Source organism: Pelobacter propionicus DSM 2379 (genome assembly GCF_000015045.1).
Lineage (GTDB): Bacteria > Desulfobacterota > Desulfuromonadia > Geobacterales > Pseudopelobacteraceae > Pseudopelobacter > Pseudopelobacter propionicus.
This window is the reverse complement of record NC_008609.1, coordinates 3,223,609-3,237,305: the sequence shown is the minus strand read 5'-3', so window position 1 is coordinate 3,237,305 and position 13,697 is coordinate 3,223,609. Positions and strand designations below refer to the sequence as shown.

The window sequence follows — 13,697 nt, the reverse complement described above, 5'->3', positions numbered from 1 at the left end:
GGCGCTTCCCACCCTCAGCGCGCTTTCCGCGCCAGAGCCCTGATGGCCCGGTAGCACCCCTGGGGCGTGGCCTCGAAAACCACGATCCTGCAACCCAGGCGTTGCCCCAGTTCATCCATGCTGACGTCGTCCAGAAAGAGCCCCTCCCCCTCCTTGAGCATGACATCCGGCAGCAGCAGCGCCGTTCCGATCTCCCTGCCGGTCAGGGCGGCGATGATGTCGTTGCCCGCCACCAGTCCGCTGACGGTGACGCTCTCACCGAACAGGCGGTTCTCCACCGCCAGGGGCTGGATCTCCACCCCGCTCTTTTCCCCCAGGTGCCGAAGAAAGTCGCTCACAAAGCTGAATGCGGAGACGCCGGTCACCACCGTCACCCGGAACGAGCCCAGCTGTCGGGCTGTTCGCAGGGTCCGGGCCGCGTCACGCAGGAAGAGTGGCACCATGCCCACCCCGTTCTCCAGCTGCGGCAGATCGCCGTAGCTGCGCAGGGGGGGGAAGGGGAGTCCCGCCTTGAGGTAGAACTCGTCCGCCAGGAAGAGAAACGGCTGGCCGAGTCGTTTGGCTATCTCCCTGCAACGTGGCTCCCAAAAACGCAGCAATTCCCGCGCGTACTCCCCGTCCACTCCTTTTAGCTGCGGCAGTCCTCGACGGTGGCGGGTCAGCCCCAGCGGCACCACGGCCAGGGACTGCACGCCGGGATAAAGTCCCGCCAGGTCGGATACGGTCCGTTCCAGTTCTTTGCCGTCATTCAGGCCGGGGCAGAGCACCACCTGGGTGTGCAGGGTTATGCGGGCGGCGACAAGCTGTTCCAGTTGCTCCAGTATGGGGGGGATGCCAGCCCTTCCCAGCAGCTGTTCGCGCAGGGCCGGGTTGGTGCTGTGGACGGAGATGTAGAGCGGCGAGAGGCGCTGCGCCACGATGCGTCTCAGCTCAGACTGTTTCAGGTTCGCCAGGGTGACGTAATTCCCGTTGAGGAAGGAGAGCCGGTAGTCCTCATCCTTGACGTAGAGCGGTTTGCGCAGCCCCCTGGGGAGCTGGTGGACGAAGCAGAAGACGCAGTTGTTGCGGCAGCGGGCCGGTTTGGGGGGGGCAAAGATCAGGCCGAGGGATTCCCCTGCTTCGCGTTGGATCTCGTACTCCCACAGCTCCTGCCCAGGTGTCATCACTTCCAGCAGAAGCTCGTCGTCACCCGAGGCCTGGTAGCTGTAGTCGATGATGTCCCGCAGCCGCTGGCCGTTGATGCACAGCAGCCGGTCGCCCGCTGCGATGCCCATTTCCTGGGCGATGGAGCCGGGAACCACGCTCTCGATCAGCAGTCCCCTCATAATGCGCCCCGGTAGCAGGGCGAACTACGGTAATAGTCGGCCTGGGCGGCGCTGAAAACGATCAGGATGCCAGCTATCCGTCCCGTCCCCCGTTTCTCCAGCAGCAGCGCTGGGCTGAGGATGTGGGCCAGGGCCAGGGCGATGAAGAGCTGCATGAACGCGGACGACGGATAGGTCAAAACAAGGCCGCCGAGGATGAGCAGTGTCAGGGAGAGGGCCAACAGGATTTTTGTGCTTGCGTGCATGAAGTGCCAAAAGGGGGAGGCTTGCCGCGAAGCCTGGGGCTCCGCGGGCCGGGACATGATTACTGGTGCAGCCGGAATGAACCGTCGGCAGAGGTGATGGTGGAGATGGCGTGCTTGTAGACCAGGACATCGCAGTTCAAGTCCAACAGTACGGAGAAGTTGTCGAATGATTTGATATACCCTTCCAGCTTGTCACCGGACATCATGGTGACGATCACCTTGACGCGTTCCTTCCGGGACTGGTTGAGGTACTGATCCTGAATGTTGAACGGGGCCTTTGCCATGGGTGTCATCCCTCCTGTCATTCGAAAAATGCAATGCAATGTCGCAAAATAGTAGCAAACTTTTCCGGATATTCAAGCCATATAATCTCCGGGTCGGCATTGAACCAGGTCAGTTGACGCTTGGCGTAGCGGCGGGTGTTGCGCTTTATCAGCGCTGTTGTCTCCTCCAGGCTTGAATTGCCCGCCAGGAAGTCGCAGGACTCACGGTAGCCTATGGAGCGCATGGCCTTCAGTTCCGGTCCGAAACCGGCCTCCAGCAGAGCCCGGACCTCGTCCAGGAGCCCCGTGGCCAGCATCCGGTCAACCCGCCGTTCTATCCGTTCGTACAGCTCCCGGCGTTCCACCCGGATGCCGATGGCGAGGCTCCGGTAGCGCTCTGCGGCAAAGCCGTGCTCGTGCTGGTAGCGGGAGAGCGGGATGCCGGTCAGGTGGTACACCTCCAGCCCGCGGATGATGCGCACCAGATTGTTGGGGTGGATCGTGGTTGCAAGTTGCGGGTCAACCCGGCGCAACCGCTCCAGCATGGCCTGGTTGCCCAGTTCCCGCGCCTCTTCCTGCAGTCGCCGGCGCAGCTCTCCGGCGCCGCTGGGGGAGTCCACCAGGCCGTGCAGCAGGGCGCGCAGGTAGAGGCCGGTGCCCCCCACCACGATGGGGCGCTTTCCCCGCCGGATGATGCCTGAAATCGCCTGGCTGGCCGCGTCGCTGAAGTCGGCGGCCGAGAAAGGCCGGTCCGGATCGGCCACGTCCAGCAGATGGTGGGGGACGGCGCCCATCTCCCCGACGGTCGGCTTGGCCGTGCCGATGTCCATGCCGCGATGGATCTGCATGGAGTCGGCATTGACGATCTCTCCGTCCAGTTCCCGCGCCAGTCGTACCGCCAGTTCGCTCTTGCCCGAGGCGGTGGGTCCGCAGATGATCAGTATGCGGGGGAGTGCCGGCCCTGTCATGTGCGTTTGAAGATCCTCTCCAGTTCTCCCAGGGTGATGACATGGGAAACCGGGCGGCCATGGGGGCAGCTGGCGGCGAAGTCGGTGCCGTCCATGCCGTGCAGCAGTTCCCTGATCTGGCGCTCTTCCAGGCGATGGACGCCGCGTACGACGCTGTGGCAGGCGATACGCGAGAGCAGGGCGTCGCGGCTATCCAGGAAGGCCGAGCTGGCGCCCAGCTGGGTCAGCTCGGCCAGCAGATCCCTGATCAGTCCGCTGGCGTCACGGGCGATTGCCAGGCGGGGGATGGCGCTGACGATGACCGTGTTGCCGCCGAAGGGCTCCAGCTCGAAGCCGATGCGGGCCAGTTCGTTACCGAAGCGCCTGGCCGTGTCCGCTTCGCTGAAGGAGAGTTCCAGTGTCTCGGGGAAGAGCAGGCGTTGGGACTCCACTCCGTCGGTGTCGAACTGGTGGCGCAGCTTCTGGAAGGCAACCCGTTCGCTGGCCGCGTGCTGGTCGATGATCACCAGCTGATCCCCGGACTGGCAGAGGATGTACTCGTCGTGGAACTGTCCGATGATCCTCAGTGCCGAGAAATATCCCTGGGGGTCGGCGGCAGGCTCCCGGGGTAGGAAGGGGGTGGGCGCCTCCCTGACCGATACGCTTTCCGTCCCGGGGGTATGCCGCGGGTCCGGTTGTGGCCTCGCCGTCTCATGGAAGCGGGGGGGATCCGGTTTGCGGGCCATGGCCAGGGATGCCTGGGCCGCGGCGGCGACCCGCTCCCGGTAGGCCTGGCTTATGGATGGGGCGCCGACGGCGGCCGGTTGAACCGGAGTCTGGGGGCGGGGCAGCCAGGGGGAGCGCTTGAGCAGCTCTTCCAGGGCCGATTGCAGCGTATCATGCACCAGCGACTGGCGGCGGAAGCGCACCTCGTGCTTGGTGGGATGCACATTCACATCCACCTCGGCGGGGGGGAGTTGGATAAACAGGGCCACCACCGGGTAGCGGCCCCGGTCCATGACTCCCCGGTAGGCCTGCATGATGGCGTGCTGGATCACCTTGTCCCGGATGAAACGGCCGTTTATGTAGGTGAACATGGCGCTGGTGGTGGAGCGGCAGGCGGCGGGGGAGGAGATGTAGCCGCTGATGTCGATTCCGTCGCGGGAGAGATGCAGCTCGTGCAGGCTGGCGGCGGTACCCTTCCCCAGGGCCTGGGAAAGGCGCCGCAGCAGGTCTCCCCGCTGCACCCGCAGCAGGTCGCGGCCGTCGCTGCTGCAGCTGAAGGCCACATCGGGTCGGGAGATGGCCATGCGGGTCAGGCAGTCCCCCACATGGCCGGCCTCGGTTTCGGCGCTGCGCAGAAACTTGAGCCGTGCCGGGGTGTTGAAGAAGATCTGTTCGACGCTGATCACCGTGCCGGGGGCCATGCCGCAGGCCCTCACATCCCGCACCTTTCCCCCCTCCACGATGATCTCGGTCCCCTCCGGGCTGTCCGTTTCTCGGCTGCTCAGGCGCAGGCGGGAGACCGACGCGACGGAGGGGAGCGCCTCGCCGCGGAAACCGAGGGTGTGGATGCCGTCCAGATCATTGTCGCTCCTGATTTTGCTGGTGGCGTGGCGCTCCAGGGACAGGAGGGCGTCCTCGCGGGACATGCCGTGTCCGTTGTCCGTGATCCTGATCAGGCGCCTGCCCCCTGCAGCGATCTCCACGGAGATATCCGTTGCGCCGGCATCCAGGGAGTTTTCAATCAGCTCCTTGATGACCGATGCAGGTCGTTCCACAACCTCGCCGGCGGCGATTTTGTTGGTGATGATTTCGGGCAGGATTGCGATGCGCTGGGACACGGAAAAACTCCAGGGAGTGCAGGGGAACAAAAAAGAGCGGGCTGCCCCGCTCTGGTTGATAAGGCGTCGTGGAAACGGACTATTTCTTTATGGCTGCGTCATCGATCTCGCCGAACAGGCTGGTGAAGTCGTCGTCAGCCTTCTTTTTGGGCTCGCCGCCCGGTGATTCGACGGTGGTGTCGTCCCAGGAGAAGCTGCTCAGGTCGTACTCGCCGGGGGCGTCGCCCGCCAGGGGGGGCGTGGCAGCCATGGCTGGCCCTGCGGAGGGTGATGGTTCACTCAGCTGTGTGGTTTCAAGCAGGTCGGCGAAGGCGTCCTCCGGCGTGGCGTTCTTGGCCGTTGCCTGGTCGTCGTCAAAGGAAAAAGAGAAAGGCGAAGCCGGTTCGGCGGGGGAGGGGGCTGGCCGTTCATCGAAGCTGAAGGGGGTGCTGACGGGGGGCTCCTCCACGGGGGTGGCCGGCTTCTGGTCGGGCATGTCGAAGGAGAACATGTCGGTCGCCTGTTCCGCCGGTTGCTGGGGGACTGTGGCTGGGACAGCCTCGGCCACTATGGCCGCAGCCATGGTGGCGCGCTTGTTCATCTGGAACACGACCGGTTTCAGCCCGTAGGTTTCCCGGTGGGCAATCAGGTCGTGTGAACATTTCTTGCAGGTATCGTTGCTTTCGAAACTGGTATACCCGCATTTCGGACATTTCATGGGATTCTCCTCTGTGCAGCCTGTCTCCGCCGGGCAGGGGCTCCGCTGGGAGCGGCCGGCGGATGCTGGGCTACATGTTTCCCCAAATATACTGAAGTATTGCGGTAATGGCAAGGGATGCCGTTTCCGTGCGCAGGACCCTCTTCCCCAGGCTGACGGGGAGAAAGCCGTGCCCGATGAAGCAGCGAACCTCTCGGGGATCGAAGCCTCCCTCGGGGCCGATGGCTACAATGGCCGATGCGGGACGGGGAAGCTGCTCCAGGGCGTTCTTCAGCCCTTGCCGGCGTTCCCCCTCCCAGAGCAGCAGGCGCAGCTCATGGTCGCAGGAGCCTGCCGCCCGCTCCGCGTCGGGAAACCAGCTGACCGCCGGTATGCGTCGTCTGCCGCACTGGCGCGCCGCCTCGGCGGTGATCCTGTTCCAGCGCTCCAGCTTTCCCTTGTGTTGTTCCTCGCGTACGCGGGCAACGGAACGGCACCCGGCGAACAGGCGGAAGTCATGCACTCCCAGCTCGGTTCCCTTCTGCAGGATCAGATCGGTCTTCTCCCCCTTGGGAAGGGCCTGGCAGATGGTTATGGCCGGCGTTTCCCCTTCGCCGTTGCCGGGAACAACTGATCCCGCGATCCTGACCATGACCCTCTCTTTCTCCACCTGTTGGATGGATCCCCGGTGTTCAGCCCCCTGCTCGTCCACCAGGGTGACCGATGCGCCCGGACCCAGCCGCAGTACCCGCACCATGTGGCTGAACAGGTCCCCCTCCAGCCAGGCATGGTTGTCCTGGATGCTGCGGGAGCTGATCATGAAGCGCCGGCCGCTCATGCTCGTGCGGCTCTCCGGTAGACCATGGCCACCCATTCACCCTGCCGCCGCGTCTCACGGTATTCCAGCTCTTGGCAGGCGAATCCGGCGCGGACCAGCTGCTCTCTTTCCGCCAGGATGCCGGAGAGCACCAGCATCCCTCCTACCGACAGGCGCTGGATCAGCTGCGGTGCCAGACGCACCAGCTCTTCCGCAAGGATGTTGGCCAGGATGACGTCGAAGGTCCCCGGGAGCGCCTCCAGGGGGGTCGTGTCGCACTCTACCTGATCCGTCAGGTCGTTGAGCGCCAGGTTTTCCCGGGCAACTTCCACCGCCTGGGGGTCGATGTCCACCGCGACGACCCGGCCGGCGCCCAGTCGGACAGCAGCCATGGCCAGGATGCCCGAGCCGGTGCCCAGGTCCAGCACCGCTGGGGTCAGCAGGATCGGCATGCCGTCCATGATCTCTTCCAGCAGCTCCAGGCAGAGGCGGGTGGTCTCGTGCCCTCCGGTGCCGAAGGCCATGCCCGGGTCCAGGCGCAGCACGATGTCGTCGGGATATGGCGGCGGTTCCTCCCAGGTCGGCACGATCATCAGTCGCCGGCCGACGCGTAGCGGCTTGAAGTTTGCCTTCCAGCTGCTGCTCCAGTCTTCGCTCTGCACCGTGGAGATGATTGGCCTGGGGATGGAGAGGCCCGGATGCTGCTCGGCAAGCCGGTCGAGGAAGTTCTGGATCTCCTCCAGCCGGGCATCCACGTCTTCATCTTCGCTGAAATAGGCCTTGACCGTTTTGATGGCGGAGAGGGTGATTTCGTCGGTTGAAAATGCGTCCACGTCCAGGTTCTCGGTGCAGACGCCGGTGCCGGAGAGTTCGCCCAGATACGAGGCCAGGATGTCGGCCAGATCGGCGGGAATGTCACAGGTGATTTCAAGCCAGCGGGTAGTCATGGGTTTCCTTGTGGTTATGTTTTTCAAATGAGTTCGGTATGTTATCAATATGCTGCACGTCTGGCAATAAAAACCTTGACAAATAGTACTGTTCTAATTAGAAATATAATAGTGCGTTAATAAGACAGGAACGGGGGCTGGTAGCATGAAACGTATCTACGTCATATCCGATGCAACCGGAGAAACGGCTGAAAGGGTCATCCGTGCCGCCCTGTCACAGTTCTACTATGATGAGGTCAGGGTGGTGCGGCTCTGCCAGATTCATAATGAAAACGACGTGCAGCAGGCCATGTCGGTGGCTATCGCCGAGCCGGGGATGATCGCCTATACCCTGGTGGATCCATCCCTCTCCCAGAAGGTGGCCCAGCTGGCCGAGGATCACGGTATGTACGCCGTGGACCTCCTGGGGGGGCTGATCTACAGCCTGTCCTGTTTTTTGGGCGCCACCTCCCAGGCAAAGCCGGGACTGCTGCACCGTATCGATACCGACTATTTCAAGCGCATGGAGGCGGTCAACTTCACCGTCACCCATGATGATGGCCAGGATACGCAGTACCTGCACAAGGCCGACCTGGTTCTGGTGGGCGCCTCCCGTTCATCCAAGACTCCGCTCTCCATGTACCTGGCCCACAAAGGGTACAAGGTGGCCAACGTACCGTTGATCATTGGCATCGACCCTCCCGTTGAACTGTTCCAGATCGAGCAGGAGAAGGTAGTCGGTCTGGTCATCGACCCCAAGCGACTGGTGGAAATCCGCACCTCGCGCCTGATCAACATGCGCCAGAGCCCCCGGGGGAACTATGCCGATTACCAGCGGGTCGAGGACGAAATCACCTCCTGCCGGCGGCTCTATCGCCAGCACCCCCAGTGGATGGTCATCGACATGACCAACAAGTCGGTGGAGGAGGCAGCCTCGGAGATCCTGCGTAAAATGGCTGTACGTGAAAAACGAATTACCGAAGCACGCGTAAAAGGAGACATATCATGAAAATTCTTGTTGTAGAAGATGAAAAAAAAGTTGCCGGCTTTATCAAGCGCGGTCTGGAGGAGGACGATTATTCGGTCACCATCGTCCATGATGGCGCCGAGGGGCTCAAACAGGCCCAGTCCGGCGAGTACAGCCTGGCGATCCTGGATGTGATGGTGCCCAAGAAGGATGGACTGACCGTGATCCGGGAACTGCGCGAGGGAGGCAGCCAGATGCCTGTCCTGATGCTGACCGCCCGGGGAACGACCGATGACATCGTGTCCGGCCTGGAGGCGGGGGCCGATGACTACCTGACCAAGCCCTTCGCCTTTGCCGAGCTTCTGGCCCGCGTCAGGGCGCTTCTACGCCGTAGCGAGCATGATCGCGGGGCGGAGATCTTCTTCGCCGACCTGCGCCTCGATCCGGTCTCCCACAAGGTCTGGCGCAGCGGCAACGAGATCGACCTGACCGCCAAGGAGTACGGCCTGCTGGAATACCTGGTCCGCAACCCCAACAAGGTGCTCTCCCGCGCCATGATCGCCGAGCATGTCTGGGACTACGCCTTTGACAGCTTCACCAACATCATCGATGTGTACGTCAATTATCTGCGCAAGAAGGTGGACAAGGAATACTCCACGAAGCTGATCCACACCGTGCGCGGCCAGGGGTATATCCTCAGGGAGGGGTAGACAGGCCGCATGCGGCGGGGATTGATTTTTTCGGGCGCTATGCTATAGTGCCGACGAAACAGAGCAAGGGGCGGCGTCGTCACATCAGTGAGACCCGCCCCTCGTTGTTCGATTCTCACACGCTTCAGGGAGGTTGAAAGCATGTCAACAGCATTCCAATGGTCGCTGCGCCTCGTGATCGGGATGGTGGTCCTCGCCGTCTCTCTTCCGCTACCGTCATTCGCCAGGGTGATCAGTCCCGATTTCGTCGAACTCTCCACGAAACTGACCCCCACGGTGGTCAACATCCGCACGGTAAAGAACATCAAGCCGGCGCAACGCAGCCAGCGCTCGCCCCAGGGCAATCAGCACGACAAGTTCTTCGAGGAATTCTTCGGCCGCTTTTTCGATGAGATGCCCCAGCAACGTCCCCGTCGCGAGCAGAGCCTGGGCACCGGTTTCATCATCGATGCCGAGGGGTACGTGCTCACCAACAACCATGTGGTCAGCGGCGCCGACGAGGTGATGGTCAAGCTGGCCGACGGGCGCGAGCTGAAGGGGGAGATCAAGGGGGTCGACGAGAAGCTGGACCTGGCCCTGGTCAAGATCAACGATGGCAAGACCTTTCCCTTTGCCGAGCTGGGTGACAGCGATGCGCTGCAGGTGGGGGAATGGGTCATGGCCATTGGAAACCCCTTCGGCCTGGCCCATACCGTCACTGCCGGCATCGTCAGCGCCAAGGGGCGCGTGATCGGCAGCGGCCCCTATGACGACTTCATCCAGACCGATGCCTCCATCAACCCGGGCAACTCCGGCGGCCCGCTCTTCAACGCCAGCGGCAAGGTGATCGGCATCAATACCGCCATCATCGCCGGCGGCGGTGGCGGCATCGGCTTCGCCATTCCGGTCAATATCGCTAAAGCCACTGTCAGCCAATTGCGCCAGAGCGGCAAGGTCACCCGCGGCTATCTGGGGGTGCGCTTCCAGCCGCTGACGCCTGAACTGGCCAAATCCTTTGGCCTGGAATCGGACAAGGGTGCCCTGATCTCCAGTGTGGAAAAAGAGGGGCCGGCGGAGAAGGCCGGACTCAAGGCTGGCGACGTGATCCTGGAGTTCGACGGCAAGGCGATCAACGAGGGGAGCGAACTCCCCCGCTATGTGGCGGTGACGCCGGTGGGCAAGAAGGTCAAGGTCCTGTTCGCCCGTGACGGCAAGCGCCAGAGCCTGAATGTGGTCATCGCCAAGCTGAAGGATGGCGAACAGGCGGCGGTGGATGGCGACGGCGGTGCGGAGAGCGACAAAATCGGCATAACCGTCCAGGAACTGACCAGGGAACTGGCCGGCCGCATCGGCATCAGGGAGGCAAAGGGACTGGTGGTGACCCAGGTTACGCCCGGATCACCGGCCGAAGAGGCAGGGGTGACCACCGGGGCCGTCATCATCGAGATCAACGGCCAGCGTCCCGACAACCTGCAGAAATTCAATGCCGTGCTCTCCACGATCAAGAAGGGGGACATCGTGCGTCTCCTGTTGCGCCGTTCCGACGGCAGCATCCAGTACGTGGGGATGCGGGCCGAATAACAACCGATCACAGGGAAAAACAGGCGGGGCGGGTTTCAGACCCGCCCCGCGTTTTGATCATTCCCTGTTCCGCTCCACCCGATTAGCGAAAGGAACCAAGCTTCATGGGCGTCTATGCCAACACTGTCAGCATCACCCAGTTCACCATCAGCGGCGACATCCCCCAGAAGGACCAGTTTGACTGGTTCTCCGGGAAACTGGCCGGCCGCGCCTTCCAGTCCATCGAAAACTCCAGCGACGAACTCTCCGAGGGGTGGACCCAGGTGGACCATCCCGACGATTCCGGTTTCCAACTCCCGTCAGCCTTCTGGCGCGACAACTACCTGGTATTTTCTCTGCGCCGCGACCAGCGCAGGATACCGGCCGCCGTCCTCAAGTCCCACACTGCCCGCGAAGAGGGGGCCTTTCTGGCCCAGCACCCTAACCTGCGGCGCACGCCCAAGGACAAGCGCACCGAGATCAAGGAGCAGGTGCAGTTGCGCCTCATGACCCGCTGTCTGCCGGTCCCCGCCACGGTGGACGTTGTCTGGGACCTGAAGCGCGGCGTGCTGACCCTGTTCAGCCTGGGAAGCAAGGTGGTCGAGCGCTTCGAGGACATCTTCCGCAAGAGCTTCGAGGGGCTGCACCCGCTGGCGATCCATCCCTTTGCCCGGGCCAGCATGCTGCTGGAGGGGGAGTTGCTGGAAAAGCTGGAGAAAGCCAACCAGGCCAATTCCGATTCTGCCGTTGCCCTGATCCGCGACAACCAGTGGCTTGGCTGGGACTTTCTGCTCTGGCTCCTGCAGCGCGGCCTGAACGGCGAGGGGGATTTCAGGATCAGCCGTCCCGGACACTTCAGCACGGGCGAAGGGTTCACCGCCTGGATCGACGACCGCATCTTGCTCCAGGGTGGAGGCGAGGAGGGGGGCATCCAGAAGGTCTCCGTGTCAGGCTCCCAGGACAGCTACCTGGAGGCCATCTCCGCCATCAAGGGGGGCAAGAAGATCACCAGCGCCACCATCTGCATGGAGAAGGACGAGAACCTCTGGAAGCTGACCCTGAAAGGGGAGACCTTCGGTTTCGCCTCCTTCAAATGCCCCCAGGTGCGCATCGAGCGGGACAGCACCGTGGAGGAGATGAGCGAACGGGAGGCGGCCTTCTTCGAGCGCATGTTCCTGCTGGAGCAGGGGATCCAGCTCTTTGACAGCCTGTTCGTAACCTTTCTGGAGGAGCGGCTGACGGACGCCTGGAACGGGCGCATCGTGGCCATCCAGGAGTGGTTGGAGGGTAAGTGACGTGAAATTCATCGACGAAGTAACCCTGTTCGCCTCTTCCGGCCATGGCGGCGCCGGCTGCGTGGCTTTCCGCCGCGAGAAGTTCATCGAGTTCGGCGGTCCCAACGGCGGCGACGGCGGCAAGGGGGGGGATGTGGTTTTCGTGGCCAAGGCCGGGCTGTCATCCCTGCTGGAGCTGCGCCACCGCCCGCACCAGAAGGCCGAGAAGGGACATAACGGGCAGGGGAAGAACCGCCATGGCGCGTCCGGCGCCGATCTGGTGATCAAGGTTCCGGTGGGCACGGTGATCAGCGATGCCGAGAGCGGCGAGCAGTTGGCCGACCTGGCCGAGAACGGCCAACGGGTGGTGCTGCTCAAGGGGGGGCGCGGCGGACAGGGCAATGCCCGCTTTGCCTCCGCCACCCATAAGACCCCCCGTTTCGCCCAGCCGGGGGAAGAGGGGCAGGAGGCTAAGCTGCGGCTTGAGCTGAAGCTGATGGCCGATGTGGGGCTTTTGGGGCTGCCCAATGCGGGCAAGTCGTCGCTGATAACCAAGATTTCTGCAGCGCGGCCCAAGATCGCCGATTACCCCTTCACCACCATCAAGCCCTCCCTGGGGGTGGTGCCGTACAAAAACGCACGTTCCTTTGTCATGGCCGACATACCGGGCATCATCGAGGGGGCCCACGAGGGGGCCGGCCTGGGGCACCGCTTCCTCAAGCACCTGGAACGTTCCGGGATCCTGCTGCACCTGGTGGACATCTCCTGGATGCCGGAGCGTGATCCCCTGGCCGAGTACGAGGCGGTCACCCGCGAACTGACCATGTTCAGCCCCGAGCTGGCGGCCAAGGAACAGGTGGTGGTGATCACCAAGCTGGACCTGCCCCAGACCCGCGAGAAACTGGCGGAGATCAGGAGCTGGTTCGAGGAGCGGGGCATCAGGGTCTTTCCGATCTCCTCCGCCACCGGCGAGGGGGTTGGCGAACTTTTGGACGAGATCGCCCGCCGCCTGTGGGGCCGGATTGAAGAGGAGTGGTGATGCGCCGGGAGCTTTTCAGGAAGATTAAGCGGGTGGTGGTCAAGATCGGCAGCAGGGTGCTGACAGACGATGAGGGCGCCTTGGACATGGGGGTCATCGGACGCATCTGTGGAGATATCGCCAGCCTGCGCAGGCAGGGGCGCCAGGTGGTGCTGGTCTCCTCCGGAGCCATCGCCGCCGGCCGCAGCGAGCTGGGCATGACCGAAAAGCCCCGGACCATACCGCACAAGCAGGCTGCGGCGGCCATCGGCCAGACCCGCATGATGCGGGCCTACGAGGAGTCTTTTGCTCCCCACGGCCTCAAGGTGGCCCAGGTGCTGCTTACCAGGGAGGACCTGGCCAGCCGGCAGCGTTTCCTGAATGCCCGTGCCACCCTGGACGCCCTCTTGGGCTTCGGCGTCATCCCGGTGATCAACGAGAACGACACGGTGGTGGTGGAAGAGATCAAGTTTGGCGACAACGACAACCTCTCCGCCCTGGTGACCAACGTGGCCGAGGCCGGGCTGCTGGTGATCATGACCGATATCGAGGGGTTTTACAGTGCTGATCCGCGCAGCAACCCGGATGCGGTGCTGGTGCCGCTGGTCCAGGGGATCACCCGCGAGATCGAGCGTGCCGCCGGCGGTTCCGGCTCCAGTGTCGGCACCGGGGGCATGGCCACCAAGGTGGCGGCCGCCAAGAAGGCCGCCAAGAATGGTGTGCCCACCATCATCGTGCCGGGCAAGCGCGAGGGGATCATCGCCACGCTCATGGCCGGCCAGGAGGTGGGGACCCTGTTTCTGCCGCTAGACGCCTGCCTGAACCGGCGCAAGCACTGGCTCGCCTATTCCCTGAAACCGGCCGGGCGGATCATCGTGGATGACGGCGCCCGCGAGGTGCTGCTGAAGAAGGGGAAGAGTCTGTTGCCCTCCGGCGTGCTGCGGGTGGAGGGGCGTTTCGAGCGGGGCGCCTGCGTTAGGGTCTGCGGTTCGGACGAGCAGGAGTTCGCCCGGGGGCTGTCCGACTACTCCAGCAGCGAAATCGCCCGTCTGGCCGGCCAGAGGAGCAGCCGCATCGAGGCCATCCTGGGCTACCGCTACGGTGACGTGATCATCCACCGGGACAATCTGGTGGTGCTGTAAGAAG

Annotated in this window: 14 protein-coding genes; 6 read left to right on the top strand and 8 right to left on the bottom strand. The window is 63.3% G+C overall.

The features are described from left to right. Positions 1–14: 14 nt before the first annotated feature. The 8 genes from PPRO_RS14720 to prmA all read right to left on the bottom strand — a co-directional run bounded on the left by PPRO_RS14720 (position 15) and on the right by prmA (position 7,064). Positions 15–1,325, bottom strand: a complete 1,311-nt coding sequence (locus PPRO_RS14720) for a DUF512 domain-containing protein (protein WP_011736799.1) — start codon at positions 1,323–1,325, stop codon at positions 15–17. Continuing rightward, entirely contained in the window at positions 1,322–1,570 is a 249-nt protein-coding gene (locus tag PPRO_RS14715) for a hypothetical protein (RefSeq protein WP_157040031.1), read from the bottom strand. Before PPRO_RS14715 ends, PPRO_RS14720 begins: the two co-directional genes overlap by 4 nt. Positions 1,571–1,629: 59 nt before the next feature. After that, a complete protein-coding gene (gene hfq / locus PPRO_RS14710) occupies positions 1,630–1,854 on the bottom strand; it encodes an RNA chaperone Hfq (RefSeq protein WP_011736797.1) in 225 nt (74 codons plus the stop codon). Positions 1,855–1,871: 17 nt separating this feature from the next. Next, a complete protein-coding gene (miaA, locus tag PPRO_RS14705) occupies positions 1,872–2,801 on the bottom strand; it encodes a tRNA (adenosine(37)-N6)-dimethylallyltransferase MiaA (RefSeq protein ID WP_011736796.1) in 930 nt (309 codons plus the stop codon). Next, positions 2,798–4,624: a DNA mismatch repair endonuclease MutL gene (mutL, locus tag PPRO_RS14700; RefSeq protein ID WP_011736795.1), complete on the bottom strand. Its 1,827-nt coding sequence runs from the start codon at positions 4,622–4,624 to the stop codon at positions 2,798–2,800. Before mutL ends, miaA begins: the two co-directional genes overlap by 4 nt. A 79-nt stretch (positions 4,625–4,703) precedes the next feature. Then, a complete protein-coding gene (locus PPRO_RS14695) occupies positions 4,704–5,321 on the bottom strand; it encodes a hypothetical protein (RefSeq protein ID WP_011736794.1) in 618 nt (205 codons plus the stop codon). A 70-nt stretch (positions 5,322–5,391) separates the two neighbouring features. After that, complete coding sequence (locus tag PPRO_RS14690; protein WP_083761276.1) at positions 5,392–6,174, bottom strand: 16S rRNA (uracil(1498)-N(3))-methyltransferase; 783 nt, start codon at positions 6,172–6,174, stop codon at positions 5,392–5,394. Then, positions 6,135–7,064 (bottom strand): 50S ribosomal protein L11 methyltransferase, encoded by a 930-nt coding sequence (gene prmA / locus PPRO_RS14685; RefSeq protein ID WP_011736792.1) that lies wholly within the window; start codon positions 7,062–7,064, stop codon positions 6,135–6,137. The genes PPRO_RS14690 and prmA overlap by 40 nt, the downstream gene beginning before the upstream one ends. 145 nt (positions 7,065–7,209) lie before the next feature. On the opposite strand from prmA, the gene PPRO_RS14680 reads away from it, so the two are divergent. The 6 genes from PPRO_RS14680 (at position 7,210) to proB (ending at position 13,693) form a co-directional block, all read left to right on the top strand. After that, the gene (locus PPRO_RS14680) at positions 7,210–8,052 is read left to right on the top strand and encodes a pyruvate, water dikinase regulatory protein (protein ID WP_011736791.1); all 843 of its coding nucleotides are present in this window, start codon (positions 7,210–7,212) and stop codon (positions 8,050–8,052) included. Next, positions 8,049–8,720 (top strand): response regulator, encoded by a 672-nt coding sequence (locus tag PPRO_RS14675; protein WP_011736790.1) that lies wholly within the window; start codon positions 8,049–8,051, stop codon positions 8,718–8,720. Before PPRO_RS14680 ends, PPRO_RS14675 begins: the two co-directional genes overlap by 4 nt. A 141-nt stretch (positions 8,721–8,861) precedes the next feature. After that, on the top strand, positions 8,862–10,280 hold the full coding sequence (locus PPRO_RS14670; RefSeq protein ID WP_011736789.1) for a Do family serine endopeptidase: 1,419 nt from the start codon (positions 8,862–8,864) through the stop codon (positions 10,278–10,280). A 104-nt stretch (positions 10,281–10,384) separates the two neighbouring features. Next, positions 10,385–11,554, top strand: coding sequence for a recombination-associated protein RdgC (rdgC, locus tag PPRO_RS14665; protein ID WP_011736788.1), 1,170 nt, complete (start codon positions 10,385–10,387; stop codon positions 11,552–11,554). 1 nt (position 11,555) lies between these two features. Beyond that, positions 11,556–12,572: a GTPase ObgE gene (gene obgE / locus PPRO_RS14660; protein ID WP_011736787.1), complete on the top strand. Its 1,017-nt coding sequence runs from the start codon at positions 11,556–11,558 to the stop codon at positions 12,570–12,572. After that, positions 12,572–13,693, top strand: a complete 1,122-nt coding sequence (gene proB, locus PPRO_RS14655; RefSeq protein WP_011736786.1) for a glutamate 5-kinase — start codon at positions 12,572–12,574, stop codon at positions 13,691–13,693. Before obgE ends, proB begins: the two co-directional genes overlap by 1 nt. The last annotated feature ends 4 nt before the right edge of the window (positions 13,694–13,697 follow it).

What these genes read in the sequence shown, in the direction of transcription:
- PPRO_RS14720 (WP_011736799.1), bottom strand. Translation starts at nt 1,325, where the DNA reads ATGAGGGGACTGCTGATCGAGAGCGTGGTTCCCGGCTCCATCGCCCAG.
- PPRO_RS14715 (WP_157040031.1), bottom strand. Translation starts at nt 1,570, where the DNA reads ATGCACGCAAGCACAAAAATCCTGTTGGCCCTCTCCCTGACACTGCTC.
- hfq (WP_011736797.1), bottom strand. Translation starts at nt 1,854, where the DNA reads ATGGCAAAGGCCCCGTTCAACATTCAGGATCAGTACCTCAACCAGTCC.
- miaA (WP_011736796.1), bottom strand. Translation starts at nt 2,801, where the DNA reads ATGACAGGGCCGGCACTCCCCCGCATACTGATCATCTGCGGACCCACC.
- PPRO_RS14695 (WP_011736794.1), bottom strand. Translation starts at nt 5,321, where the DNA reads ATGAAATGTCCGAAATGCGGGTATACCAGTTTCGAAAGCAACGATACC.
- PPRO_RS14690 (WP_083761276.1), bottom strand. Translation starts at nt 6,174, where the DNA reads ATGGGTGGCCATGGTCTACCGGAGAGCCGCACGAGCATGAGCGGCCGG.
- prmA (WP_011736792.1), bottom strand. Translation starts at nt 7,064, where the DNA reads ATGACTACCCGCTGGCTTGAAATCACCTGTGACATTCCCGCCGATCTG.
- PPRO_RS14680 (WP_011736791.1), top strand. Translation starts at nt 7,210, where the DNA reads ATGAAACGTATCTACGTCATATCCGATGCAACCGGAGAAACGGCTGAA.
- PPRO_RS14675 (WP_011736790.1), top strand. Translation starts at nt 8,049, where the DNA reads ATGAAAATTCTTGTTGTAGAAGATGAAAAAAAAGTTGCCGGCTTTATC.
- PPRO_RS14670 (WP_011736789.1), top strand. Translation starts at nt 8,862, where the DNA reads ATGTCAACAGCATTCCAATGGTCGCTGCGCCTCGTGATCGGGATGGTG.
- rdgC (WP_011736788.1), top strand. Translation starts at nt 10,385, where the DNA reads ATGGGCGTCTATGCCAACACTGTCAGCATCACCCAGTTCACCATCAGC.
- proB (WP_011736786.1), top strand. Translation starts at nt 12,572, where the DNA reads ATGCGCCGGGAGCTTTTCAGGAAGATTAAGCGGGTGGTGGTCAAGATC.